Below are 26,498 nucleotides of genomic sequence, written 5' to 3'. Positions count from 1 at the left end.
TGGGAGCGGGCTTGCCCCGCGATGGGGCCTTCGGAGAGCACCATGACTGCATCCCTCATCACCAACGACGCCCAGGCCCTGGCCGTCGCCGAAGAACTCGCCCACCACCTGCGCCAGGACAGCGCCGTGCGCGACCGCGAACGCCGCCTGCCCCACGCCGAACTCGAACGCTTCGTGCACACCGGCCTGTGGGGCATCAGCGTGCCCAAGGCCTTTGGCGGCGCCGGCGTGTCCAGTGCCACCCTGGCCAAGGTCGTGGCCCGCATCGCCCAGGCCGACGCCTCGATCGGGCAGATTCCGCAGAATCACTTCTACGCCCTGGAAGTGCTACGGGTGAACGGCACCCCCGAGCAACAGAAACGGCTGTATGCCGAAGTCCTCGCCGGCCGGCGCTTCGGCAATGCCCTGGCCGAAATCGGCACCAAGAACGCCCACGAACGCACCACGCGCCTGACCCGTGACGGCGAGCATTACCGCATCAACGGCCGCAAGTTCTACTGCACCGGGGCCATTTATGCCCAACGCATCCCGACCTTGGTGATCGACGAACAGGACGCGCAACACCTGGCGTTCGTGCCCGCCGACAGCCAGGGCATCGAAGTGATCGACGACTGGAGCGGCTTCGGCCAGCGCACCACCGGCAGCGGCTCGGTGGTGTTCGACAACGTGCCGGTGCGCGCCGAAGACGTGGTGCCGTTCGGCAGCGCCTTCGAGCGCCCGACCACGGTCGGCCCGCTGGCACAGATCCTCCACGCCGCCATCGACACCGGCATCGCCCGCGCCGCCTTCGAAGACGCCCTGCACTTCGTGCGCACCCGCAGCCGGCCGTGGGTCGACTCCGGCGTCGACAAGGCCAGCGACGACCCACTGACGCTGAAGAGCTTCGGCCACCTGGCGATCCGCCTGCACGCCGCCGAAGCGTTGCTGGAGCGCGCCGGCGAAACCCTCGACATCGCCCAGGCCGACAGCACCGCCGACACCCTCGCCGCAGCCTCCATTGCCGTGGCCGAGGCGCGGGCGATCAGCACCGAAATCTCGCTGGCCGCCGGCACCACCCTGTTCGAACTGGCCGGCAGCCAGGCCACCCTGGCCGAGCACAACCTCGACCGCCACTGGCGCAACGCCCGGGTGCACACCCTGCACGACCCGGTGCGCTGGAAGTACCACGCCATCGGCAACTTCTACCTCAACGACGAGAAACCGCCGCGTCGGGGGACCATCTGATGGCCAAGCAGATCCTGCTCAATGCCTTCAACATGAACTGCATCGGGCACATCAACCACGGTCTGTGGACCCACCCGCGGGACACCTCGACCCAGTACAAGACCCTCGACTACTGGACCAACCTGGCCCGCCTGCTGGAGCGCGGGCTGTTCGACGGGCTGTTCATCGCCGATATCGTCGGCACCTACGACGTGTACGGCCAGTCGCTGGACGTAACACTCAAGGAGTCGATCCAGCTGCCGGTCAACGACCCGCTGCTGCTGGTCTCGGCCATGGCTGCGGCAACCCGGCACCTGGGCTTCGGCCTTACCGCCAACCTCACCTACGAGGCGCCTTACCTGTTCGCCCGGCGCCTCTCCACCCTCGACCACCTGAGCAACGGCCGGGTCGGCTGGAACATCGTCACCGGCTACCTCGACAGCGCCGCCCGGGCCATGGGCCTGGAACAGCAACCCGAGCACGACCGCCGCTACGACCAGGCCGACGAGTACCTGCAGGTGCTGTACAAGCTGCTCGAAGGCAGCTGGGACGACGATGCCGTGGTCGCCGACCGCGCGCAGCGTGTGTATGCGCGTCCGGACAAGGTGCACAAGGTCACCCACCATGGGGAGTTCTACGACGTCGAGGGCTACCACCTGTGCGAACCCTCGCCGCAGCGCACCCCGGTGCTGTTCCAGGCCGGCAGTTCGGCCCGTGGCCTGGCCTTTGCCGGCAACCATGCCGAGTGCGTGTTCATCAGCGGCCAGGACAAGGCCGCCACCCGCGCCCAGGTCGACAAGGTGCGTGCAGCGGCGCAGGCCGCCGGCCGCGACCCGCAGGCGGTCAAGGTATTCATGGGCATCACCGTGATCGTTGCCGCCTCCGAGGACCAGGCCCGCGCCCTGCACGCCGAGTACCTGCACTACGCCAGCCCCGAGGCCGGTGTGGCGCACTTCGCCAGCTCCACCGGTATCGACTTCTCGCGCTACGGGCTGGACGAGCCGATCGGCTTCGCCAAGGGCAATGCCATCCAGTCCGCCACCCGCCAGTTGAAGGACAGCGCCTGGACCCGCCGTCGTCTGCTGGAGCAGCACGCCCTGGGCGGGCGTTACGTAACCCTGGTCGGCAACCCCGAACAGGTCGCCGAGCAACTGATCGGCTGGCTCGACGACACCGGCCTGGACGGTTTCAACCTGACCCGCACCGTCACCCCGGAAAGCTTCGAGGCTTTCATCAACCTGGTCGTCCCCGAACTGCAGCGCCGTGGCCGCTACAAGACCGCGTACGCCGAGGGCACCCTGCGCGAAAAGCTGTTCGCCAGCGACCACCCGCACCTGCCCGCCGACCACCCCGGATCCACCTACCGCAACACCCACACCCCTGCCCCGACTGGAGCCCTGCACCATGCTTGAGAAACTGTTCCGGCCCGTCGCGGCCATCGCCCTGGGCCTCGGCCTGTCCGCCGCCGCCTTCGCCGCCGAGCCACTGAAGATCGGCACCACCGCCGCCTTCGCCATCCCGCTGGAAGCGGCGGTGGCAGAAGCCCATAAACAAGGCCTGGAAGTGAAGCTGATCGAATTCAGCGACTGGATCGCGCCGAATGTCAGCCTCAACAGCGGCGACATCGACGTGAACTACTTCCAGCACATCCCCTTCCTGGAAAACGCCAAGGCCGCCGCCGGCTTCAACCTGGTGCCCTACGCGCCGGGGATCATCAACAACGTCGGCCTGTACTCGAAAAAGTACAAAAGCTTCGCCGAATTGCCCGAAGGCGCCAGCGTGGCCATCGCCAACGACCCGATCAACAGCGGCCGTGGCCTGCAGCTGCTGGCCAAGGCCGGGCTGATCACTCTCAAGCCAGGCGTGGGCTACAAGGCCACCGAAGACGACATCATCGCCAACCCGAAGAAGATCAAGATTCTCCAGGTCGAGGCGGTGCAGCTGGTGCGCGCCTATGACGACGCCGACCTGGTGCAGGGCTACCCGGCCTACATCCGCCTGGCCAACACCTTCGACGCCACCTCGGCGCTGCTGTTCGACGGCCTGGAGAACAAGGAATACGTGATCCAGTTCGTCATCCGCCCGCAGGAGAAGAACGACCCGCGCCTGGCCAAGTTCGTCGACATCTATCAGCACTCGCCCGCCGTGCGGGCAGCCCTGGACAAGGCCCATGGCAAGCTGTACCAGGCCGGCTGGGAAGGCTGACATGAGCCAGGCCAGCGCCCTCAGGGCGCTTCCCACCCAATCAGTACCGCCCAGGGCACCTGAACAAGTGCTGCGCCCGGAGGTGAACCAGGCCCATGTGCGCTTCATCGGCCTGGGCAAGACCTACCCGGGCCAGGCGCAACCGGCGCTGCAAGGCATCGACCTGAACATCCGCCGCGGCGAGATCTTCGGCATCATCGGCCGCAGCGGCGCCGGCAAGTCGTCGCTGCTGCGCACCATCAACCGCCTGGAGCAGCCAAGCCAAGGCCGGGTGCTGATCGACCAGGTGGACATCGCGCCGTTCGACGAAGACCGCCTGGTGGCCCTGCGCCGGCGTATCGGCATGATCTTCCAGCACTTCAACCTGATGTCGGCCAAGACCGTGTGGCAGAACGTCGAGCTGCCGTTGAAGGTGGCCGGCGTGAGCAAGCCCGAGCGCCAGCGCAAGGTGCGCGAGCTGCTGGAGCTGGTGGGGCTGGCGGAAAAACACCACGTCTACCCGGCGCAACTGTCCGGCGGGCAGAAGCAGCGGGTCGGCATCGCCCGGGCGCTGGTGCACGACCCCGAGATCCTGCTGTGCGACGAGGCCACCTCGGCGCTCGACCCGGAAACCACCGCATCGATCCTCGAGCTGCTGCGCGACATCAACCAGCGCCTCGGCCTGACCGTGGTGCTGATCACCCATGAGATGGCGGTGATCCGCGATATCTGCCAGCGCGTGGTGGTGCTCGAGCGCGGCGAAGTGGTCGAGCAAGGCGAGGTGTGGCAGGTGTTCGGTTCGCCACGCCACGAGGTTACCCGCACCTTGCTCGCGCCCTTGCAGACGCGCCTGCCCGCCGCCTTGCAGGCCAGCCTGCGGGCCAGCCCGGCCAGCCGTGATGCGGCCGTGGTGCTGCGCCTTCAGCTGGTCGGTGAACCGGAGCTGAGCACGCTGCTCAGCGACCTGGGTGGCCGCGTGCGCCTGCTTCAGGGCGGCATCGAAACCATCGGCGAGCATGCCCTGGGGCAGCTGGTCCTGGCCGTGCGCGGCTCAGCGCTGGACACTCATCAATTGCTCGAACGCGCCCGGCGCTGGGCAGCGGATGTGGAGGTACTGGGCCATGTGGATTGATCGCCTGCTGCAAGGCTTGCTCGACACCCTGCTGATGGTCGGTGTGTCCTCGCTGGTGGCGCTGCTGGTGGGGGTGCCGATGGCGGTGCTGCTGGTTACCAGCGACAAGGGCGGGATCTTCGAGGCGCCGGCGCTCAACCGGGTGCTGGGCGCCATCGTCAACCTGTTCCGCTCGATCCCGTTCCTGATCCTGATGGTCGCGCTGATCCCCTTCACCCGCCTGGTGGTCGGCACCACCTACGGCGTGTGGGCGGCCGTGGTGCCGCTGACCATCGCCGCCACGCCGTTCTTCGCGCGGATTGCCGAGGTCAGCCTGCGCGAGGTCGACCATGGCCTGATCGAAGCGGCCCAGGCCATGGGCTGCCGGCGCTGGCACATCGTCTGGCATGTGCTGCTGCCTGAGGCGTTGCCGGGGATCGTCGGCGGTTTCACCATCACCCTGGTGACGCTGATCAACTCGTCGGCCATGGCCGGGGCGATCGGCGCGGGCGGGCTGGGGGATATCGCCTACCGCTATGGCTATCAGCGCTTCGACAGCCAGATCATGCTGACGGTGATCGTCATGCTGGTGGCGCTGGTGGCGGTGATTCAGCTGGGCGGGGACCGCTTGGCCAAGGGTTTGAACAAGCGTTGAGCCCATCGCGGGGCAAGCCCGCTCCCACGACCCACCGTGGGAGCGGGCTTGCCCCGCGATACGATCTCAGCCCCAGTGCAGCTCCGCCGCCGGCACCGGCCGCCCGAACCAGTACCCCTGCCCCAACTGGCACTGCTGCTCCAGCAGGAAGCGCGCTTGCTCGGCCTGCTCGATGCCTTCGGCGTGCACCTGCATGCCCATGCTGCGCGCCAGGGCGATGATCACCCTCACGATGGCAATGTCGTCATCGTCGAAGGGCAGGCCCGCGACGAAGCCCTGATCGATCTTCAGTTTCTGCACCGGCAGGCGCTTGAGGCGCAGCAACGAGGAGTAGCCGGTGCCGAAATCGTCGATGGCCAGGGTCAGCCCCAGCTCGCGCAGGCGGTGTAGTTGCTCCAGCGCCACTTCCGGGTCTTCCATCACCGCGCTTTCGGTGACTTCCAGCTCCAGCAACGACGGGTCAAGTCCGGTGTCGTGCAGCACATCGGCCACCTGCCGGTACAGTTCGCGCTGGCCGAACAGGCGGCTGGAAATGTTGACGGCAACGAAGGCCAGCACCCTGCCGTCCTGCTGCCACTGCACCATCTGCCGACAGGCCTGGCGCAACACCCAGGCGTCGATCTCGGCGATCAGCCCGGTGCGCTCGGCAATCGGAATGAACTCCCCCGGCGGCACCAGGCCGCGCTGGGGATGCTGCCAGCGCACCAGCGCTTCGACGCCGATCATCTTCGCGTTGAACAGGTCGTGCACCGGCTGGAAGAACACCCGCAGTTCTTCCTGTTCCAGCGCCCGGCGCAACTCGCCGGCAGTCTCGACCCGGTGCTGGGCGTGGGCGGTCAGTTCTTCGGTGTATAACGCGTAGCAGGCGCGGCCATTGCTCTTGGCCTTGAACAGCGCCGAGTCTGCGTTGCGCAGCAACTGTTCGGCGCTCAGCGCATCACTGGGGAACAGGCTGATGCCGATGCTGGCACTTATGAACAGGCGGTGGTCGTCAAAAGCGAAGGGTTCACGCAAGCGCTCGATGATGCCCTGCGCCAGCTTGCCGGCCTGGCCGACCTGCTGGCAGTTCTCGGCCAGCACGCCGAATTCGTCGCCGCCCAGGCGTGCCAGGGTGACGCCATTGCCCACCAATTCGCGCAGGCGCTCACCCACCAGCTTGAGCAACTGATCGCCGATGGTGTGGCCAAGGCCGTCGTTGATGCTCTGGAAATGATCGAGGTCGAGCAACAGCAAGGCGCAACCGCGTTTGTTCAGTTGCGCCGCGGCCAGCGCCTGCTCGGCACGGTCGTTGAACAACAGACGGTTGGGCAGGCCGGTCAGCGGGTCGTGATGGGCCAGGTAGGCGAGCTCCTGCTCGGTGTGCTTGATCGCGCTGATGTCGCTGAACACCGCCACATAGTGGCTGAGGTCGCCGCTATCGTCGCGAATGGCGCAGATCGTCTGCCATTGCGGGTAGATCTCGCCGCTTTTTCGGCGATTCCAGATCTCGCCGCTCCACTCGCCCTTGGCGTTGAGCGCGGCGTAGATCTGCTGGTAGAACGGCGCGCCATGGCGGCCAGACTTGAACTTGCTCGGGCGCTGGCCGATGACCTCGTCCTGCTGGTACCCGGTGATGCGCATGAAGGCCCGATTGACGTGCACGATCAGGCCGTTGCGATCGGTCACCAGCACACCTTCGAGGGTGCTGTCGAACACCGCCGCGGCCATGCGCAGGCGTTCGCGGTCTTCACTGCGCAGGCGTGCACCGATGCCGATGAAGTTCAACAGCCGGGCGCGCGAGACGAAGATCAGCAAGGCACTGAGCAGCACCCAGACCACCACGTTGATCTGCCGGCCCACGGTCAGCGCCAGCGGGTCCTCGGACATGCTCTGCAAGACCAGCTCCGACAACGTCAGCCAGAGGATCGAAAGCAGCAGGTAGAGCCCGGCCATACGCAAGGCGTCGCGAACGGAAACAGACATGTCGGGTCGGTGAGCCCATGGAAAATGAGGGGGCATTATAAAGGCTGAAACACCCTGTGACTTCCTATCAAAAAGGCCGACTGGTTTTATTTGCCTGCCAAGGGATAATGCCAGCGCTGTTCCCCTGTGTTTGCGAGGGTCTTTCCCGCTATGTGGTACTACGGTTTACTCGATCTGTCGGCCTGGCAACTGGTCGCCGTCACCCTGCTGATGACCCATGTCACCATCGTCAGCGTCACCATCTACCTGCACCGCTACTCCGCGCACCGGGCGCTGGAGCTGAATGCGGGGCTCAAGCATTTCTTCCGTTTCTGGCTGTGGCTCACCACTGCGCAGAACACTCGCGAGTGGACCGCCATCCACCGCAAGCACCACGCCAAGTGCGAAACCCCTGACGACCCGCACAGCCCGCTGCACAAGGGCCTGGGCACAGTGCTGCGCAAAGGCGCCGAACTCTATCGTGAAGAGGCGCGCAACGAAGAGACGCTGCGCATCTATGGCAAGAACTGCCCGGACGACTGGATCGAGCGCAATCTCTACACGCGCTACAAGCTCGGCGGCATCGCCCTGATGGCGGTCATCGACCTGCTGCTGTTCGGCACCATCGGCATCACCATCTGGGCGGTGCAGATGATGTGGATTCCGTTCTGGGCCGCCGGCGTGGTCAACGGTCTCGGCCATGCGGTGGGTTACCGCAACTTCGAATGCCGCGACGCCGCCACCAACCTGGTGCCCTGGGGCATCATCATTGGCGGCGAAGAGCTGCACAACAATCACCACACCTACCCCAACTCGGCCAAGCTCTCGGTACGCCGCTGGGAGTTCGACATGGGCTGGATGTGGATTCGCCTGCTGAGCATGCTGCGCCTGGCCAAGGTGCAGCGGGTAGCGCCCATCGCCCATCGGGTCGAGGGCAAGGCATCGCTGGACATGGACACCGCCATGGCCATCCTCAACAACCGTTTCCAGATCATGGCCCAGTACCGCAAGCTGGTGATCGGCCCCTTGGTAAAGCAGGAGCTGGACAAGGTCGACGCCTCGGTGCGCCACCGCTTCCGCCGCGCCAAACGCCTGCTGTCGCGTGAGACCAGCTTGCTGCAGGACCGTCACCACGTGCGCATCGAATCGATGCTGGAACACAGCCAGTCACTCAAGACCATCTACGAGAAGCGCCTGGCGCTGCAGCAGATCTGGGCGCGCACCAGCGCCAACGGCCACGACATGCTCGCCGCCATGAAGGACTGGGTGCACGAGGCCGAGGCCAGCGGTATTCAGTCACTGCGTGATTTCGCCGCCCAGCTCAAGACCTACTCGCTGCGCCCCACTGGCGCCTGATGGCCGTTGATCGGCATGCCCCGCAATGGGGCGTGCCGCCCGGAACTTCCCTCTTCGATACCACTCCAACGCGGCACATCGTCCGCGTGGCGGGCCGGTTCGTGGCCGCACGCCCCACGTCGAGAACCGTTCCGTGCACATGGCCAAAGACCTCCCGCCCACGTTTACCGACCCGCCCCGCCCCGAAGCGGCCCAGACGCTGCTCGCCCTGCTGCATGCCCAAGGCGAAGTGGCCCGCCTGAGCGAACGCGAACAGCTTTATTCATCGCTGCTCGACAGCGTCAACGCCGTGCTCTGGGCCTTCGACTGGGAAACCCGTCAGGTGCTCTATGTCAGCCCGGCCTACGAGCGCCTGTTCGGTCGCCCGGCCAGCCTGGTGCTGGCCGACTACAATGAGTGGCGCGACGCCATCTACCCGGACGACCTCGAATACGCCGAGCGCAGCCTGGCCCAGGTGCTGGTAAAAGGTACCGTCGAAGACCGCGAGTACCGCATCCTCAATGGCGCCGGCGAAGTGCGCTGGGTCAGCGACAAGTGCTACATCAACCAGCAGCGCGAGGGTGATCAGCGGGTGATCATCGTCGGCATCGCCGAGGACATCACCGAAAAGAAGCAGCTCGAAGGCGAGTTGCATCGCCTGGCCACCACCGATGTGCTTACGCAAAGCAGCAATCGCCGGCACTTCTTCGAATGCGCCCAACAGGCGTTCGACAATGCCCGGGCAGACGGCACGCCGTTGGCATTCCTGCTGTTGGACATCGATGACTTCAAGCTGATCAACGACAGTTACGGGCACCAGGAAGGCGACCAGGTGCTGCAGCACATCGCCGACAGCGGCAAGGCCGTGCTAAGGCGTGGCGACCAATTCGGGCGGATCGGTGGTGAGGAGTTCGCCGCCGTGTTCCCCGGCTGCACTGCGCAGATGGCCGAGCAGATCGCCGAGCGCCTGCAGCGGGAAATCCAGCAGTTGAGCTTCAGCCACGGGCAGCAGACTTACGGCGTAACCGTTAGCCAGGGGCTGACCGGGCTGACCGATGAGGACGAAACGCTCGATAGCCTGTTCGCCAGAGCTGATGCGGCGATGTACCAGGCCAAGAGGCAGGGAAAGAATCAAATCGTGACAGGCTGACCGGGCCACCTGTGGCGCCCGGTGCGCACTGCAAACGCTTCAAGGGTTGTGCGGGTTACTTGTAGCTGATCGGGCCGCTGCGTGGCCCTGCCAGTATGCCACCCGGCTCCTTCTGCAGACCTTCCTTGAGACCGACTTCGATAAAGTGCCGCTGCTGATCGGTGACTTCACCGGCCAGGGCAATGGCTTCGGCGGTGTACCGCTTGATCAACGCAGCCTTCCTGGCGTCTTTCGCATAGCTCATAAGCACCTCTGATATCTGTAAAGGACTTTGTCGGGTAGTCGACCCAACGGGGATTACCAAACGCCCAGCTGAATCGCGGCTGAAACCCAGTGATTGGTATAGGGGCTCAGCACCCGGCTCTGGTTGTTGAACCTCGATGTGCGAGTACCTGAGCATCCTTGCATACTCAGCAATCGCCAAGAGCGACAACGGCGCCACCAAGCCTCGCAATAGGTTGGCCGGGCCTGAGTTACCCTCCAGCAGAATGATCTTGATACAACGCCTGCTCTGCCGGGGACTGGCATAGCAAAGACCGCACAGTTCATTTTCTGCCCATAACGACAAGTCGAACCCTTTGAAGTCCCGCTCCGTCCACAATGGGACTTCTTCCCATGGGAAGAGGTGGGTCTGTTCATCCCACCGTTGCATCGCTTCAACAGCCTTGGGGCCTATGGGTTCGAAACGTACCTTGTCGACATCAAGCCCTGGTCTGGGCGGGTGGGGACTGTCGCGGAATGCTTCATGCCCCAGTCTTCGCGCCAAGGAGCGATAGACCTGATAGCGCAGGCCACGGTATCTGTACGTATTCATCCTCAGGCGCAACCTCCCTGCCATTCCGTTGGTGGAGTGGCTGGAAAACTACGCCTGAAGTACTTCCGAGGATACGAACGGACGTCCGCAATGCCTGTAGGACCGATCCCAAGCCTGATGCACCACCGCCGCGCGGCTCAGGCCTGGCGATCTTCTCCGTCCACGGGCTCGGCATCTGCTGGGGGAGGCACGAGCACATCGACCTCCGGCTCGCTTTCAGCATCCTGTGCCGCCTGGCGCTCAGCCTCCTCCCGCGCCAGCGCTTCAGGGTCCACCTTGCGCAACCGCGTCAACTCCGGCAGCCCGACCTTGAGCAAGCGTGCTGTCTTGCCGCTGGCGACCTTTTCCAGCCCTTCGCTGGGCCTGAGCCGCGCCAGCTGGCCGGCCAGGCTCATGGCCAGGATCTCCCGCGAGTAGACACCGCCGCCCAACTGATACACCGCAGCGATCAGCTCGCGCAGGTTCAGCGGCAAGCGCCAGCGGGTGCGTAGCGCCGAGCCGAACGGCGCGCCGAATTCGTTGAGCGACAACTGAACCTGGTCTTCATCCAGTTCGCCGCCCGCCAGGCGCCATTCCTGCAAGGTGCGCAGCACCGCCAGGTCACCCAGGCAATGCAGCAGCCCCGCGCAGTAACAACGGCCTTCGTCCACCTCGAGCATGCGTGCCAGGGTGCGGCCGTACTCGGCGGTGTGCAGGGAAAAGTCCCAGTAACGGGCAGCGTGCCGCGCCAGCAAGGGGTCGCTCAAGCGCGCACTGCGCTTGAGGGTCAGGCCCAGAATGAGGTTCATGCTCTGGGTGCTGCCGAGCTTGTTCAGCGCTTGCATCAACGTCTGCACCGGCGCATCGCGGTGCATCGCGGCACTGTTGGCGGCGGCGATCAGCACCCCGGTGATCTGCGGGTCGTTGCGCACCTCTTCCTCGAGCACCTTGAGGTTCAGGCCCTCGGGGTTGAGGGCGCGCTTGATCGCCACCTGCACGTCGGCGAACAGCGGGCCGCCGTCGGCGGTAGCGCGGCGCTGTTCGAGGAAGGCCGAGAGCTTGAGACCCGGCGGCAACACCGGGACCGGGCAGGCAATCTGCTCGCCGACATGCACCAGCAAGTCTTCCAGGCGTTTACGCAGGTTGTCCAGGTCGAGCGGTTTGCTCAGGTAGGCGGTGGGGTGCAGTGGCAGCGCCTCGCGCACGCTGGCGGTATCGGTGCGGTTGCTCATGAGGATGAACGGCATACCCGACTGTTCGCCCTGCTTGCGCACCTTGCGCAGCAGGTCGAGGCCATCGAGCCCGGCGAGTTCGCGGGCGGCGATGATCAGGTCGGGCTTGGATGCCAGCGCGCTCAGCGCCTGGGCGCCATCGGCACAAACGTGCAAGCGTGCATCGCAACGCACGCTGAGCAGCATTTCGCTGAGCATGTCACGCACCCAAGGATCGCCCTCGGCAATCAAGACACAAGGCGGGATGGGGTCGGCGGCGCTCATGAGCGAGTCTCCTGTAATGGCGCGCGATCCTTCGCAGCTTCCACGGAATCCTCGTACAACCTTAGCGTCTGAAGCCGACAAACGGCATAAAAAAAACCCGCCTAGGCGGGTTTTTTCTGAAGCGTGTCACATTCAGGCGAGTTCGGCGAAGCACTCTTCGATGATCGCCAGGCCTTTGTCCAGCAGTGCATCTTCGGCAGTCAGCGGCACCAGGATGCGCAGGACGTTGCCGTAGGTACCGCAGGACAGCAGGATCAGGCCCTTGTCACGCGCCTTGGCGACAACCTGGCCAACGGCGGCAGCGTTCGGGGTGTGGGTACCCTTCTCGAACACTTCCACAGCGATCATCGAACCCAGACCGCGGACGTCGCCGATGATCGGGTGCTTCTTCTGGATTTCGCGCAGGCCAGCGGTCAGGCGCTCGCCGACAGCCTTGCTGCGGTCCAGCAGTTTCTCTTCCTCGAACACTTCGATCACGGCCAGGGCCGCGGCGCAAGCGATCGGCGAACCGGCGTAGGTGCCACCCAGGCCGCCCGGGGCGATGGCGTCCATGTACTCGGCCTTGCCGCACACACCGGCCAGCGGGAAGCCGCCAGCGATGGACTTGGCGAAGGTGGTCAGGTCAGGCGCAACGCCCATCTGCTCCATGGCGAAGAAGGTGCCGGTACGGCCAGCGCCGGTCTGCACTTCGTCGGCGATCAGCAGGATGCCGTGCTGGTCGCACAGGGCGCGCAGGCGCTTCATCAGCTCTTTCGGCGCTGGCAGGAAGCCGCCTTCGCCTTGTACCGGCTCGAGGATGATCGCGGCGATGTCGCGCGGCTCGGCGTCGTTCTTGAAGATGCGCTCGACCGAAGCGATGGCGTCGTCAACGCTGACACCGTGCAGCTCGCTCGGGAACAGGGCGCGGAACACGCCGCCCGGCATCAGGCCCATGCCAGCGGAGTACGGCACGACCTTGCCGGTCAGGCCCAGGGTCATCATGGTACGGCCGTGGTAACCGCCGGTGAAGGCGATCACGCCAGCGCGGCCGGTGGCGGCACGGGCGATCTTGACGGCGTTCTCGACGGCTTCGGAGCCGGTGGTGACCAGCAGGGTCTTCTTGTCGAAGTCACCTGGGACCAGCTTGTTGATCTTCTCGCACAGCTCGACGTAGGGCTCGTAGGCCAGCACCTGGAAGCAGGTGTGGCTGACCTTGGTCAGCTGCTCTTGCACGGCCGCGACCACTTTCGGGTGCAGGTGGCCGGTGTTCAGTACTGCGATGCCGCCGGCGAAGTCGATCAGTTCGCGGCCTTCAACGTCGATCACCGTCGAGTTCTTCGCGGTATCGACGAAGATCGGGTGAATCTGGCCAACGCCACGTGGGACGGCGGCGACACGGCGTTGCATCAAGGATTCGTTGGTCTTGCTCATAATGCCCTCATTCGCGCCGACTCTGACGGCGCTTTGATTCGGGGGGGGCTGGGTGTGTTCACGTTCAGTATTCGTTGATCGACTGTCGTGAACGCCCTGGCCACCAGGTACTGCGGTGTCAAAAAGACCAGCGAGGCGTCGCTCTCGCGCCCCGCTGGCAGAGGTAAATACTGCTCTGTCAGTCAGCGATCAGACGCTGATGCACAGGTATTTGATTTCGAGGTAGTCCTCGATGCCGTACTTGGAACCTTCGCGGCCCAGGCCCGAGGCCTTGATACCGCCGAACGGCGCGACTTCGTTGGAGATCAGGCCGGTGTTGATACCGACCATGCCGTATTCCAGGGCCTCGGCAACACGGAACACACGGCTCATGTCGCGGGCGTAGAAGTACGAGGCCAGGCCGAACTCGGTGTCATTGGACATGGCGATGACTTCGGCCTCGTCCTTGAAGCGGAACAGCGGCGCCAACGGGCCGAAGGTCTCTTCTTTAGCGACAGCAGCGGTCTTCGGCACGTCGACCAGGATGGTCGGTTCGAAGAAGTTGCCTTCGATCAGCTTGCCGCCGGACAGCACCTTGGCGCCTTTGGAGACGGCGTCTTCGATGTGTTCCTGGACCTTGGCAACAGCCTTGCCGTCGATCAGCGGGCCGGTGGTGGTGCCTTCTTCCAGACCGTTACCGATCTTCAGCTTGGCCACGGCGGCCTTGAGCTTCTCGGCGAACGCCTCGTAGACGCCGTCCTGCACGTAGATACGGTTGGCGCAGACGCAGGTCTGGCCGTTGTTGCGGTACTTGGAGATGATCGCGCCCTCGACCGCCTTGTCCAGGTCGGCGTCGTCGAACACGATGAACGGCGCGTTGCCGCCCAGCTCCAGGGAAACCTTCTTGATGTCCTTGGCGCATTCTTCCATCAGCTGGCGACCGATTTCGGTCGAGCCGGTGAAGGACAGCTTGCGTACCAGGGAGTTGCCGGTCAGTTCGGAGCCGACTTCGCCGGCGCTGCCGGTGATCACGCTGAGCACGCCAGCCGGGATGCCGGCACGGGTGGCCAGTTCGACCAGGGCCAGGGCGGAGTACGGGGTCTGCGAAGCAGGCTTGAGCACCATGGTGCAACCGGCGGCCAGGGCCGGGCCGGCTTTACGGGTGATCATCGCGGCCGGGAAGTTCCACGGGGTGATGGCGGCGGTGACGCCGATCGGCTGCTTGATGACGATCAGGCGCTTGTCTGGCTGGTGGCCTGGGATGACATCGCCGTAGACACGCTTGGCTTCTTCGGCGAACCACTCGATGAACGAAGCGGCATAGGCGATTTCGCCCTTGGCTTCGGCCAGCGGCTTGCCCTGCTCGGTGGTCATCAGGCGGGCCAGGTCGTCCTGGTGCTCGATCATCAGCTCGAACCAGCGACGCAGCTTGCCGGCACGCTCTTTGGCGGTCAGTGCGCGCCAGGCCGGCAGCGCCTTGTCGGCGGCCTCGATGGCGCGGCGGGTTTCAGCGGCGCCCATCTTCGGTACGGTACCGATCACTTCGCCGGTGGCCGGGTTGGTCACCTTGATGGTCTGACCGCTGTCCGCATCCAGCCATTCACCGTTGATGAAGGCTTGCTGGCGGAACAACTGAGCGTCTTTGAGCTGCATGTCGGCTTCCCTTAACTGCGCTGCGGCACGGCGCGGCGCGAATTATTGATTGTTGAAAAGGCGCCCCCATGCGGGGGCGGCCGTCAGGAATTCGTGTACCCGGGTGTTCGATGCCTGGGCGCTGAGCGTTTGAAATCTCAAACGGAATGCTAAGCGGGGGCTGGGGTGTTGGACAATAGGCTGTTCGAAAAAAAGAACGAATGGTTGAACACCCCGTCTGAAAACCGCATCGCCCATTCGCGGGTAAACCCGCTCCCACAGGTACCGCACCGACCTTGAAATCAGCGCAATACCTGTGGGAGCGGGTTCACCCGCGAATGGCCCTGACAGGTTAGACGAGTTGGCGAATGTCAAAAGAAGGGAGGACCGACGGCCCTCCCGGCAGGATGTCTCAGAACGCCTTATCGAGATCGATCACCAACGCCCGATACCCCACGCTCCCCGGCTGGCGGCTGTGCACTTTCAGCTCCACCACCACCTCCTGGCTCCCTCGACGCACCTCATTGAGCACCGTAGTGGTGAGCTTCTCGGGCGTCAGGTAATTCACCGACGCGGAATAGATGAACTGGGTGTCGGTATCCGCCCGGTAGGCCACCACCGAAGTGATCGGGCTGTACCACTCATCCCCTCGCTCCTTGCCGTACTGCCACACCTGCTCGACGGTACCCTTGGCCTCGTCGACCTTGTACTCCACCGCCCGGCTGTAGTTGCCGCTGAGTTTGGTCAAGGCAAAGTCCCGGCCCCAGCCATTGTCGAACACGGTCAGCGTGCCGTAGCCGGTCAGCCAGGCGGTGTGCTGGGTCCACGACCATTCGAAGCCCTCGCCCACCGGCTTGAGCACTTTGTCCTGCAGATGCGTCGGCCAACCCTGGGGCGAGGCGAGAATCCACTTCACCTGCTTGTCGCGGCCGATCTTCACCACACCCTGGTGGCGTGCTGAAACGATGATGCTGTCGTCATCGGCGTCGTAGTCGATGGCATTGACGTGCGCCCAGTTGCGCCCGGTACCCACCCCCGGCGTGTCGCCGAACGGCAGGTCGCCCTCGGCCAGTTCGTTGGCCAGGCGGTCGTCCTGTTTCTGTACCCCATCGGGCAGCTGAATCGCCGCCTTGCCCAGGGTTTCCAGGAGCTCGCCGCGGTACGGGTCGAGGATCTGGTTCAGGTCCCAGAAGTCCAGCACGTCACCGGCCTCGTTGACCTCGATGATGTGGTCGCGGATCGAGCGCACGCGCTTGCCGTCCGGGCGCCGGTAGTCGCTGGTGCCTACCCGCAGCAAGTAGCTGCCGTTGGGTGTCTCGCGGATCTCGTGGGAAAAGTCGGCGAACTTGTCCGGCAGATTGCGCTGCCAGATGCGCCGGCCGAGCAGGTCGTACTTGGAGTAGGTCTGGCCCTGGCCCCAGATCAGTTTGCCGTCGCGGGTCTGGTGGAAGCCCATGGTGCCGCCCAGGCCATCGCGGTGGTTGGAGTCGTGGATCTGCTCGATGTCCAGGTACCAGCGCACATCGCCGTTGCTGTCGGCGATCCAGTTGTTGCCCACCGAATCCCACTCGGCGGCACCGCCCAGGCCGTTCCACTTGAACGCGCGCCCGCCGGGGATGTCCGCCAGCAGATGGTTGAACAGGTACAGACGCTGCTCGAAGCCTGGGGCCACCGTGACCGGCTCGACCTCGGGCAGGGGCGCCGTCTGCTTGGCCACCACCGGCAGGCGTACGGCCGGGGCGTAGATTTCATAACGCTCGCGGATGCGCTCACCGTCGAGCTTGTAGCTCACTTCCACCTGGTTGACGTGGTCGGGGTACAGGCCAAATACCGGGATGCCGCCGTAGGTCCATAGCGAGCGGTCGGAGACGTCATAGCTGATAGCCACACCGCGCTCGCCTCGCCCCAGCACTCGCACATGGGCGGCACTCAGACTGCGGCCACCATCGCGCACGATGGCGGTCAGCGGCGCCAGGCGATACGGGTTGACCACCACGTCGCCAAGCAGGGTTTCATCACGGGCGGGCACCCGTGCGGTGACACAGGCGCCTTCAGGCAGGTCGTGCGGTTGGGTCTTGGCATTCATGGCAAAGCTCCTTGTGCTCAAAAGTCGTAACGGGCGGTGGCGCCCACGGTGCGCGGCGTGCCCAGCACGCCGGCATAGCCGCCATTGGCGGAGTTCCACAGGCTGGTGAAGTAGGTCTTGTCGCCGGCGTTCTTCACCCACAGCGACAGGTCGAGCACGCCGTCGCCCTGGTCCAGGCGCACGCCGGTGGAGAGGTTGACGATGCCGTAGCTGGGGATCTGCCCGTAGTCGGAGTCGTCGATGGTGCCCACCGCTTTCGAGCGGAAGGCGTAGCTGGCGGTGACGTAGGGTTCGATCCGCTCGCCGAGCTGCCACTTGTACTGGCCGTTGAGGTTGGCGATGTACTTGGAGGCGCCGACCACCTGGTGGCCGGACAGATCGCAAGTGGCCGTGGCGCTGGCCAGGCTCACCTCCGGCGGGCACGGGGCATCGTCGTACTCGGTGTAGCGCACGTCGTTCCACGAACCGTTGAAGTTGAGCGTAAGCCCGCGCACCGGCAGGGCCGTGGCTTCGAACTCCAGGCCCCGCGAGCGCACGCTGCCTGCGTTGGCCAGGTATTGCACGCGGTTGATCTGGTCGTAGACGTTGGCCTGGTAGCCGTGCACCTCGGTCCAGAACAGGTTGCTGTTGAGCTGCAGGCGGCCGTCCAGCAGGGTGCTCTTGACCCCCAGTTCGGCGTTGTTGGCGCGCTCGGTGCCCACCAGCAGCGAATCGGTGCCCAGCCGTGGCGCCGCGCCAACGGTGAGGTTCACCCCGCCGGACTTCTCGCCGTGGGACAGGCTGGCATAGCCGAGTACTTGATCGTTGAAGCGATAGCTCAGGCTGAGCAACCCGGAGGGGGCGAAGCTGTACTGGTTGAGGTCACCCGAGTCATAGGCGCCCACCCTGCCCTGACGGGCCGCAGCCGCCGCACCGGTGACCGCCGCGCCACCGAAGGGTGCATCGCGGGTCACCCAGGCGCTCTTCTCTTCATAGGTGCCGCGCACCCCGGCGGTGAAGTCCAGGCGCTCGGTGAGGTGCCAGGTGCCCTGGGCAAACAGGGCATAGCTGTCGGTGTCGATATGGCCGTTGCCGATCGTGGTGACGTTGGCCAGGGCGCCGGCCGGCGTCAGGTTCCAGATATCCGCCTGCGGGCCGTTGTAGGTGAACGACTTGTTGTCCAGGTCCTGCTTGAAGTAATAGGCGCCGAGCACGTAGTCGAAGAAGCCGCCCGTTGGCGAGGCCAGGCGGATTTCCTGCGAGTACTGCTTGTCGCGCACCGACACCCCGGCGTTGTAGAACACCGGCACGTTCAGGCCGTCATCGTTGCGCGGGGTGAAGTCCCACCAGCGGTAGGCGCTGATGGAGGTCAGGGTGAAGTCGTTGGGCAAGGTCCAATTGGCCTCCACCGAGGTGCCGCCCTGGAACACCTTGACCATCTGGTCCGAGTCGAAATTGACCTTGCGGTCCTTGCCCGATACCAGCGTGGCGCCGGCCTGGCGGGCCAGGCTTTCGTAGCGGTTGACCCCGTTGATGGTCGGCCCGGTGCTGTACAGGCTGAGCACGCCGTTGTCGGAGTCCTCTTCGTTGTACTCGCCGATCCAGCGCAGGTTGAAGGTTTCGCTGGGCTTGAACAGCAACTGGGTACGAAAGCCCTGGCGCTTGCCGCCGTTGAGGTCGTGGCCGTTGTAGATGTTCTTCACATAGCCGTCGTCCTCGGTGTGGTAGGCGCTGATACGCCCGGCGAGGGTGTCGGTCAGCGGCCCGGAGAAACTGCCCTGGGTCTGCCAGTAGCCGTCCTCGCCCAGCGACGACTGCACGCTGCCCTCCTGGTGGAAGGTCGGCTTGCGGGTGGTGATGTTCAGCACCCCGGCGGTGGTGTTCTTGCCGAACAGCGTGCCCTGCGGGCCACGCAGCACCTCAAGCTGCTCTACATCGAGCAGGTCGAACACCGCCATGCCCGGGCGCCCAAGGTAGACGTTGTCCAGGTACACGCCGACGCTGCCTTCCAGGCCATCGCTGGCTGGGTTGTTGCCCAGCCCGCGGATGGAGATGCTCGACTGGCGCGCATGCACATAGGACACGTTGGTACTCGGCACCAGTTGCTGGATGTCCTGCACCCGGTAAATACGTTGGGTTTCCAGGGTTTCACTGCTCAGCACGCTGATCGGCGTGGGCACGTTCTGCGCGCTCTCTTCGCGGCGGCGGGCATTGACGGTCACGGTGCCAAGCTTGGCGTCCGGCTTGGCGATGGGGGTGGCCGTGACCGGCTCTTCGGCAAAGCTGCTGCCGGCAGCGGCCAGCAGCAGGCCGGCGGCCAGGGGTTGCAGGGCGAACAGCGACGCGCGTAGAGGCCTTGGGGAAAGTCGGGACATGCAAATGCTCCTGGAGGCATGGGCCCTGGCGAGCATTTCCGTTGGCGGAACCGAATCGCGGTCAGAGGGGCTTTATTCTTTTAGGTGATATAAATATTTGTAATTCATATTTTGTGGAATAAGTGACTCCCTTTATAAGGTTCACAACCCTTCCCAGCAATTGCATTCCACCGAAAGTTTCCATGTAGAAAATGCATATCGACCTGCGCCAGCTCCGCCACTACATCGCCCTTGTCGAGCACCGCAGCTTCGTCGCCGCGGCGGCCGCGGTGAACCTCTCGCAATCGGCGTTCAGCCGCAGTATCCAGACGCTCGAGCACAACGTCGGCTGCCGCCTGGTGGACCGCGCCAGCAAGGAGCTGGCGCCGACCCGCCAGGGCCTGCTGGTGCTGGAGCACTCACGGCGGCTGGTGCACGGCGCGCACAACCTGGTCAACGAGATCAATCAGTTCAATGGCGCCACCACGGGCGTGGTGCGCTTCGGCTCGGGGCCTGCGCCGGCGGGCGGGCTGGTGCCCCGGGCGGTGGCGCGCTTCGTCGCCGAATACCCGGCGGCACGCACCTGCTTCCAGGTAGATAACTGGCAGGCGTTGAACCGCCGCTTGATGGCCGAGGAAATCGAGTTCTTCGTCGCCGACACCCGCCAGTTCGAAGCCGACCCGGATTACCAGGTGCACAAGCTGACGCCGCAACGCTGGCATTTCTGCTGCCGCGCCGGGCACCCGCTGACCGCACAGGCCGAGGTGCGTGCGCGGGACTTGTTCGACTACCCGCTGGCGACGACTTTCCGCCCGCCGAACATCCGCAAGATCCTCAGCGACCTCAGCGGTCGGCAGGATTTTTTACCCAGCGTGGAATGCGAGCATGGCTACGCGCTGCTCAACGTGGTGCAGCACTCGAACACCATCGGTATCGCCTGCAGCGCCAACCTGCAGCCGTACCAGCGCGAGGGGGGGCTGGTAGCGCTGAAACTGTCGGACCTGGCGCCCGAGCAGGAAGAGGCGTGCTACACCCGCTATGGGGTGGTCAGCCGGGTGGGGTATGGCTTGTCACAACTGGCGCAGGGTCTGGTCAGGCAACTGATTGCCTGCGACAGCGCCATGTGATCAGCGCTTGGCCAAACGGCCGAGGATTCGATCCAGCGCGTTGGCAAACGCCTGCTTTTCGCGCTCGCCATAAGGTGCCTGGCCACCGCCCACCTGGCCCTGCTCGCGCAGCTCGGTGAACAGGTTGCGCACCGCCAGCCGCTCGCCCATGTTGCGCTCGTCGAACTCGCGCCCGCGCGGGTCAAGCGCCGCCACGCCCTTCTTGATCAGGCGGTCGGCCAGCGGCACGTCGCTGCAGATCACCAGCTCGCCCGGCACGGCATTGTCCACCAGATAATCGTCGGCCGCGTCCATGCCGCTGGGTACCACGATCAGCCGCACGCAGGCGAAGGCCGGCTTTATCTGCGGCTGGCCGGCCACCATCACCACCTCCAGCTTGCGCTTGAGGGCGAACTTGACGATCAGGTCCTTGGCCGCCTTGGGGCAGGCGTCGGCATCGATCCATATACGCATGGGGGTTGTTCCTGTGGGTCTCGGACTGGGATTGTCGCAGGTTCGGCCTCTTCGCGGGTAAACCCGCTCCCACAGGGATGGCGCAGACGCAAGGACGACGCTGTACCTGTGGGAGCGGGTTTACCCGCGAAGAAGCCAACACCTATTTCAGTTGGCTGTCGCCCTGCGCTTCTCGGCCAACCGGCTACGCCCATACAGGAACACGATCGCCAGCAACGCCAGCGCCTGCGCACCCAGCGAGTAGGCGTCGGCATGAATGCCCAGCCAGTCGAACTCGAAGAACGCCACCGGGCGTGTACCCAGCACACCGGCTTCCTGCAGCGCCTTGACGCCATGCCCGGCGAACACCACCGACAGCGCACACAGCAAGGCCGCGTTGATGCTGAAGAACAGCGCCAGCGGCAATTTCGCCGAGCCGCGCAGGATCACCCAGGCCAGGCCCACCAGCAGCACCAGCGCCGTGGCACCGCCCGCCAGCACCGCCTGGTGCCCGGCAGGGCCGGCCTGCAGCCACAGGGTTTCGTAGAACAGGATCACTTCGAACAGCTCGCGGTATACCGAGAAGAACGCCAGCAGGGCAAAACCGAAGCGCCCGCCACCACTCACCAGGCTGCTCTTGATGTAGTTCTGCCAGGCGGCGGCGTGGCGGCGGTCGTGCATCCACACCCCCAACCACAGCACCATCACCGAGGCGAACAGTGCCGTACAGCCTTCGAGCAGTTCGCGCTGGGCGCCGCCCACGTTGATCACGTAGGCCGCCAGGGCCCAGGTGGCGAAGCCGGCAACCAGCGCCAGGCCCCAACCGATGTTGACGCTGCGCACCGCCGACTGCTGGCCGGTGTTACGCAGGAAGGCCAGGATCGCCGCCAGCACCAGGATCGCTTCCAGGCCCTCGCGCAGCAGGATCAGCAGGCCGGAGATGTAGCTCAGCGACCAGCTCAGGCCATCGCTGCCCAGCAGTTTTGAGGCCTGCGCGAGCTTGGCCTTGGCTTCGGCCAGGCGCTGTTCGGCCTGAGCCAGGGGCAGGCCGTCCTGCAGCGACTGACGGTAGGCCATCAGCGACTTCTCGGTGTCCTTGCGTACCTGGGCGTCGATGTTGTCGAGGGAGCTTTCGACCAGTTCGAAGCCTTCCAGGTAGGCCGCCACCGACAGGTCGTAGGCCTGGTCGTGGTCGCCGGCGCGGTAGGCCGCCAGGCTCTTGTCCAGGGTGCTGGCGGTGTAGTCGAGCAACTGCGCTGGGCCGCGTTTGACCTGCGGCGGCTTGGCACGCTGGGCACGGAAGGCGGCCACGGCATCGGGGCCCTCGCTGGCGGCCACTTCGGCGGGCGTCTGCCGGGCCAGGTCGGCAATGTTCCAGGTCTTGTCGCCCATGGCCACCTCGGGGTCTGCGCTGAAGCTGGCGACATAGGCCGCCACGTCCCAGCGCTGACGCTCGTCGAGCTGGTCGGCGAACGACGGCATCTCGGTGCCTTCGATCCCCAGACCAAGAGTGTTGTACAGGTCGTACAGGCTCAGCTGATCCAGCCGCGCAACGTTGCGCAGGTTGGCCGGCGGCGGCTCCAGGCCCAGGCCGGCCGGGCCGTCACCCAGCCCGGTGTCACCGTGGCAGATCGAGCAGTTCTGCGCGTACAGCGCCGCGCCGCGGGCCGGGTCGGGGGTGATGATCGGCGCCTGGCTGACCTCGTAGGCCACCGCCAGGCGGGCACCCAGCTGACGGGCCTGGCGAGCGACACCAGCACCCTCCTGGCGCTGGTCGATGGCCTGGCGCAGGCCCTGCACACCCTGTTCCAGCGCGGCGCGCTCGGGGTTGTCCGGCAGGCCTTTGACCAGCTCGGCCAGTACCCCGCTGAACTCCTGCTGCTCGCGGTATTCGCTGCTGTCCACCACCTTGCCGTCACGCACCGTCGGTGGGTAATCGGCGCCAATGTAGTCCAGCAGATGCAGGGCCTTGGTCGCATCGGCGGGGGCCTCTGCCTGCGCCAGGGCGCTGCACAGCAGCAGCACCGGGGCGAGCAGCACGGCAAGCAGGCGGGAACGGGAATTCATGGCCAGTCTCGATGTAAATACGAAAGTGAACATTGTTCACTTCCACTCTGCGTCCCTCAAGCTTCAGGGGCAGATTTCATGAAAAATCTTGCTACAAAATCTCCCGGCCTCCTCGCCGTCCTCGTCAGGATCTTTACGACGGCGGGCCTGTCACAAGGGCAGTAAAGGCACATGGCCATTAAAACGCCGTCACTTTGCGTATAATGCCGCCCATTCGTAATAGCCATTGGCGATCAATGTGCCTTTACCCAAAGGATCTGGCCCGGCCAGAGGGCCCCGCCGCCCCGCTACAGCGGCAGCAACATGCTCCAGGGAATGAAAACCTCCGATGGCAACCCGCGTCCTGATCCTGGCAACCCTCTTCACCCTCCTGCATCTCAGCGGCTGCTCGGTGTTTCGCAGCTACGACAGCGAAATGCAGGCAACCAACCAGCAACTGGCCGCGGGCAATGTCGACGCCGCGCTGGCCCTGCTTGAAAGCCACAACACGCGCGAACAGAAGGACCTGCTCTACTACTTCGAGAAGGGCGAACTGCTGCGCTCGAAGGGCGACCTGGCCGGCAGCCTGGCAGCCTGGCGCTCGGCCGACAGCGTGGTCGTGCAATGGGAAGAGGCGGTGCGCCTGGACACCGACAAGTACCTCAGCCAGTTCGGCAGCTACGTGGTCAACGACAAGATCCGCCGCTACGAAGGCTACGACTACGAAAAAGTCATGCTGACCACGCAGATGGCCCTGAACCTGCTGGCCCAGAACGACTTCGACGGTGCCCGCGTGGCGATCCGCAAGAGCCACGAGCGCGAAGCGATCATCGCCGAGCTGCGCGACAAGGCGTACCTCAAGCGCGAAGAGCAAGCACAGGAGGACGGCATCAAGACCGAAGTCGCCGACCTCAAGGGCTATCCGGTCGCCACCCTCGACGCCCCCGAGGTGGTCAACCTCAAGAACAGCTACCAGAGCGCCTTCAGCCACTATCTGGCCGGCTTCGTCTACGAGGCCCTGGGCGAAAAAGGCCTGGCCGCACCGGGTTACCGCATGGCCGCCGAGCTGCGTCCGAAAACACCGCTGCTGGAGCAGGCCCTGCTGCAGCTGGACGGCAACAGCGCCACCGCCGCAGAGAGCGACGTGCTGTTCGTGGTGCAGAGCGGCCTGGCGCCAGCCCGCGATTCCATGAGCATCCCCCTGCCCCTGGTGATCGATGACAACCTGGTGATTACACCGCTGTCGTTCCCGATCATTCGCGAAGACCACTCCACCGCACAGCTGGATGCCTTGCAGCTCGACGGCAGGCCCCTGGCCCTGACTTTGCTCAACAGCACCAGCGCCATGTCGCGCCGGGCCTTGCGCGATGACATGCCCGGCATCATCCTGCGCACCAGCGCGCGCGCTGTCTCCCGCACCCTGGCGCAGAAGAAGCTGAACGAGAAGGATCCGCTGGCCGGCCTGATCTTCGGCATCGCGTCGATGGTGCTGGAGAATGCCGATACCCGTACCTGGCGCACCCTGCCCGACCAGACTCAAGTGGCCCGCTTGCGCCTGAAGCCCGGCGAGCACCAGCTGAGGCTGCCGGCGGCACTGGGCGGGGCCTCGATCAACGTGAAGATCGATCGCCCCTATCAGGTGGTCAGCCTGCGTGTGGTCGGCAACCAGGTGTTCGCCAGCGGCCCGGCCGTCCAGGTCGCGCCCACCAGCCCGGCCCCCACCGTGGTCAGCCTCAAGTAACTTCAAGGATCGAACATGCGCAGAACCTGCCTCGCCCTGCTCACCGCCGCCTTGCTGGCCGGTTGCTCCAACACCGAAACCGCCGCCAGCAAGGTCGTGACCATGGGCCAGCTGGACGATATCGAAGTCCATCAGATGCGGGTCGCCCGCGAAAATGGCTTCCTCACCGTCAACGTGGCGCTGAACAACACCAGCCGCAGCAACCAGACCCTGTTCTACCGCTTCGCCTGGCTGGACGACAGCGGCTTCCCGGTGGCCGACGAAGAAAGCTGGAAGGCCCTGCCGCTGTATGGCAAGCAGGCCAAGTTCCTGCCCGCCATCGCGCCGACGCCCAAGGCCACCGACTTCCGCTTCGAAGCCCACACCCGGTAACCCCTTTCAGGAGCACCCTGCATGTTTGCACGCCTTTCCCTCGCCGCCGTCGCCATCGCCCTGGTCAGCGGCTGCAGCACCCCGTCGCCGGTTCTCGGCGGCAAGAACATCAGCTACGGCGACAGCAAGGCGGTCGAGCTGATCACCAACGAATTCGGCTCCACCGACCTGCAGATGATCGCCGAGAGCATGACCCGTTCCCTGGCCCAGTCCGGCGTGCTGCGCGGCCGCCCGGTGGTGCAGGTGTACGACGTGAAGAACAAGACCAGCGAGTACATCGATACCCGCGAGATCACCACCACCATCAAGACCCAGCTGATGAAGTCCGGCACCGCCCGCTTCGCCAGCGACAACACCGACATGCAGAGCCAGGTCGACCAGCTCCAGCTGCAGAACCAGAGCGGCCTGTACAAGAAGAGCACGGTGGCCAAGACCGGCAACATGATCGCCGCCCGCTACCGCCTGGAAGGCTCGATCAGCTCCATCGTCAAGCGCAGCAGCGACTACAAGGACGTGTTCTACAAGTTCAGCCTGCAGCTGGTCGACGTGGAAAGCGGCCTGGCCGAGTGGATGGACGAGAAAGAAATCCGCAAGACCACGGAGCGCTGACCGATGCGTGCATGGATGGCAGTCATTGGCCTGGCCTGCGCCTTCGGCGCGCAGGCGGCCCCCAAGGTGGCGGTGACCGACCTGGCCTACGAGGCGCAGGTGGAGGAGTACATCCACAGCGTCAACGCCCAGAACAGCGGGCAGTCGAGCATGTACAACGCCAGCCAGTCGTCGAGCTACAGCGAGTACGAGAGCAACAAGAGCTACATCCAGCAGACCGAGCTGCGCAAGTTCGGCGGGGACATCAAGGGCGAAATCCTCAAGACCGGCATGTTCGAGCTGATCCAGGGCAAGCCCTACACCGCCGAGGCCGAGGAAGACGTGTACGACGTGATCCGACGGATCAAGAACGGCGCGTTCGAAGGCGCCGACTATGTGCTGTTCGGCACCCTGTCGGACATCGACTTCCAGGAGGACGTCAACGCCCTGGCCCACACCGACAGCTATTCGAAGGTGCTGGGATTGAGCGTGGTCGCTGACTTCAGCCTGATCGATACCCGCACCTTGCAGATCACCTCGGCGTTCACCGCCATGGGTGAGGGGCAGGACACCAAGCTGATGAAAAGCCAGGACCGCCGGGTGACTCTGAACCGCCCGAAGGTGGTGCGCGAAGTGTCGAAAGCGCTGGGGGAAGATGTGGCGCAGCAGTTGGCTGATCAGTTGGGCGGTGTGGGGCCAGGCCAGCCACGTCCGCCGCGGGTGCGGGACAAGCTGCCGCCGGATGAGCCGGCGCGGATCTTGAACTGACGGAGGAGCGCATCAAGGCCACCAGGCGCTCGCCGAAAGCCTTGCAGCGCCTATGAGATCGAGCGCCGCCCGCGCGGCGCATCGCTGGCAAGCCAGCTCCCACATCTGTTTCGGGC

At 64.9% G+C, this 26,498-nt stretch carries 21 protein-coding genes; 12 read left to right on the top strand and 9 right to left on the bottom strand.

Annotation, left to right across the window (positions count from 1 at the left end; all coding sequences use genetic code 11):
• Positions 1-42: 42 nt before the first annotated feature.
• Genes F6X61_RS03705 through F6X61_RS03685 form a run of 5 tightly spaced genes read left to right on the top strand, consistent with a single transcriptional unit; the run spans position 43 to position 5,153 of the window.
• Positions 43-1,224 carry an SfnB family sulfur acquisition oxidoreductase gene (locus F6X61_RS03705; RefSeq protein WP_153785459.1) on the top strand — a complete coding sequence of 394 codons (1,182 nt, stop codon included), beginning with the start codon at positions 43-45 and terminating at the stop codon, positions 1,222-1,224.
• On the top strand, positions 1,224-2,615 hold the full coding sequence (locus tag F6X61_RS03700) for an LLM class flavin-dependent oxidoreductase (RefSeq protein WP_153785458.1): 1,392 nt from the start codon (positions 1,224-1,226) through the stop codon (positions 2,613-2,615). Before F6X61_RS03705 ends, F6X61_RS03700 begins: the two co-directional genes overlap by 1 nt.
• Positions 2,608-3,408, top strand: a complete 801-nt coding sequence (locus F6X61_RS03695) for a MetQ/NlpA family ABC transporter substrate-binding protein (protein WP_125465998.1) — start codon at positions 2,608-2,610, stop codon at positions 3,406-3,408. Before F6X61_RS03700 ends, F6X61_RS03695 begins: the two co-directional genes overlap by 8 nt.
• 1 nt (position 3,409) lies before the next feature.
• A complete protein-coding gene (locus tag F6X61_RS03690) occupies positions 3,410-4,519 on the top strand; it encodes a methionine ABC transporter ATP-binding protein (protein WP_153785457.1) in 1,110 nt (369 codons plus the stop codon).
• Positions 4,509-5,153, top strand: a complete 645-nt coding sequence (locus F6X61_RS03685) for a methionine ABC transporter permease (protein ID WP_125466000.1) — start codon at positions 4,509-4,511, stop codon at positions 5,151-5,153. The genes F6X61_RS03690 and F6X61_RS03685 overlap by 11 nt, the downstream gene beginning before the upstream one ends.
• A gap of 66 nt (positions 5,154-5,219) precedes the next feature.
• Here the strand turns inward: F6X61_RS03685 and dibA are convergent, their stop codons facing one another.
• Positions 5,220-7,115, bottom strand: a complete 1,896-nt coding sequence (gene dibA / locus F6X61_RS03680) for a phosphodiesterase DibA (RefSeq protein ID WP_153785456.1) — start codon at positions 7,113-7,115, stop codon at positions 5,220-5,222.
• Positions 7,116-7,265: 150 nt separating this feature from the next.
• Here dibA and desA point away from each other — a divergent pair, with 150 nt between their 5' ends.
• The gene (gene desA / locus F6X61_RS03675) at positions 7,266-8,450 is read left to right on the top strand and encodes a delta-9 fatty acid desaturase DesA (RefSeq protein WP_153785455.1); all 1,185 of its coding nucleotides are present in this window, start codon (positions 7,266-7,268) and stop codon (positions 8,448-8,450) included.
• A 139-nt stretch (positions 8,451-8,589) separates the two neighbouring features.
• Positions 8,590-9,579 carry a sensor domain-containing diguanylate cyclase gene (locus tag F6X61_RS03670; protein ID WP_153785454.1) on the top strand — a complete coding sequence of 330 codons (990 nt, stop codon included), beginning with the start codon at positions 8,590-8,592 and terminating at the stop codon, positions 9,577-9,579.
• A 55-nt stretch (positions 9,580-9,634) separates the two neighbouring features.
• Here the strand turns inward: F6X61_RS03670 and F6X61_RS27190 are convergent, their stop codons facing one another.
• The 6 genes from F6X61_RS27190 to F6X61_RS03635 all read right to left on the bottom strand — a co-directional run bounded on the left by F6X61_RS27190 (position 9,635) and on the right by F6X61_RS03635 (position 19,329).
• On the bottom strand, positions 9,635-10,393 hold the full coding sequence (locus tag F6X61_RS27190) for a hypothetical protein (RefSeq protein WP_256671279.1): 759 nt from the start codon (positions 10,391-10,393) through the stop codon (positions 9,635-9,637).
• A gap of 137 nt (positions 10,394-10,530) precedes the next feature.
• Positions 10,531-11,868, bottom strand: coding sequence for a response regulator (locus F6X61_RS03655; RefSeq protein ID WP_153785453.1), 1,338 nt, complete (start codon positions 11,866-11,868; stop codon positions 10,531-10,533).
• A gap of 132 nt (positions 11,869-12,000) precedes the next feature.
• Positions 12,001-13,278: a 4-aminobutyrate--2-oxoglutarate transaminase gene (gene gabT, locus F6X61_RS03650; protein ID WP_153785452.1), complete on the bottom strand. Its 1,278-nt coding sequence runs from the start codon at positions 13,276-13,278 to the stop codon at positions 12,001-12,003.
• 189 nt (positions 13,279-13,467) lie between these two features.
• Positions 13,468-14,910 (bottom strand): NADP-dependent succinate-semialdehyde dehydrogenase, encoded by a 1,443-nt coding sequence (gabD, locus tag F6X61_RS03645; protein ID WP_153785451.1) that lies wholly within the window; start codon positions 14,908-14,910, stop codon positions 13,468-13,470.
• Between the two features lie 391 nt (positions 14,911-15,301).
• A complete protein-coding gene (locus F6X61_RS03640; RefSeq protein WP_153785450.1) occupies positions 15,302-16,975 on the bottom strand; it encodes an aryl-sulfate sulfotransferase in 1,674 nt (557 codons plus the stop codon).
• A gap of 17 nt (positions 16,976-16,992) precedes the next feature.
• Positions 16,993-19,329: a TonB-dependent receptor gene (locus F6X61_RS03635; RefSeq protein ID WP_153785449.1), complete on the bottom strand. Its 2,337-nt coding sequence runs from the start codon at positions 19,327-19,329 to the stop codon at positions 16,993-16,995.
• A 191-nt stretch (positions 19,330-19,520) separates the two neighbouring features.
• Between F6X61_RS03635 and F6X61_RS03630 the strand changes: the two genes are divergently transcribed.
• Positions 19,521-20,435, top strand: a complete 915-nt coding sequence (locus F6X61_RS03630) for a LysR family transcriptional regulator (RefSeq protein WP_110992061.1) — start codon at positions 19,521-19,523, stop codon at positions 20,433-20,435.
• Here the strand turns inward: F6X61_RS03630 and F6X61_RS03625 are convergent, their stop codons facing one another.
• Both F6X61_RS03625 and F6X61_RS03620 read right to left on the bottom strand, forming a co-directional pair.
• Complete coding sequence (locus F6X61_RS03625) at positions 20,436-20,888, bottom strand: YaiI/YqxD family protein (protein WP_153785448.1); 453 nt, start codon at positions 20,886-20,888, stop codon at positions 20,436-20,438.
• A gap of 147 nt (positions 20,889-21,035) precedes the next feature.
• Positions 21,036-22,967: a cytochrome c/FTR1 family iron permease gene (locus F6X61_RS03620; protein WP_153785447.1), complete on the bottom strand. Its 1,932-nt coding sequence runs from the start codon at positions 22,965-22,967 to the stop codon at positions 21,036-21,038.
• A gap of 295 nt (positions 22,968-23,262) precedes the next feature.
• Here F6X61_RS03620 and F6X61_RS03615 point away from each other — a divergent pair, with 295 nt between their 5' ends.
• The 4 genes from F6X61_RS03615 to F6X61_RS03600 are packed head-to-tail and all read left to right on the top strand — an operon-like array spanning position 23,263 to position 26,382.
• Entirely contained in the window at positions 23,263-24,654 is a 1,392-nt protein-coding gene (locus tag F6X61_RS03615) for a COG3014 family protein (protein ID WP_153785446.1), read from the top strand.
• Positions 24,655-24,669: 15 nt separating this feature from the next.
• Positions 24,670-25,026 carry a YcfL family protein gene (locus F6X61_RS03610; RefSeq protein ID WP_125861040.1) on the top strand — a complete coding sequence of 119 codons (357 nt, stop codon included), beginning with the start codon at positions 24,670-24,672 and terminating at the stop codon, positions 25,024-25,026.
• 21 nt (positions 25,027-25,047) lie between these two features.
• Positions 25,048-25,635, top strand: coding sequence for a penicillin-binding protein activator LpoB (lpoB, locus tag F6X61_RS03605; protein ID WP_153785445.1), 588 nt, complete (start codon positions 25,048-25,050; stop codon positions 25,633-25,635).
• A gap of 3 nt (positions 25,636-25,638) precedes the next feature.
• Positions 25,639-26,382 carry a penicillin-binding protein activator LpoB gene (locus F6X61_RS03600; RefSeq protein WP_153785444.1) on the top strand — a complete coding sequence of 248 codons (744 nt, stop codon included), beginning with the start codon at positions 25,639-25,641 and terminating at the stop codon, positions 26,380-26,382.
• Positions 26,383-26,498: the final 116 nt, after the last annotated feature.

It is taken from the genome of Pseudomonas sp. EMN2 (genome assembly GCF_009650555.1).
Taxonomy (GTDB): domain Bacteria; phylum Pseudomonadota; class Gammaproteobacteria; order Pseudomonadales; family Pseudomonadaceae; genus Aquipseudomonas; species Aquipseudomonas sichuanensis.
Note: the sequence above shows the minus strand (reverse complement) of the source record. Positions and strands in the feature narration are given on the sequence as shown.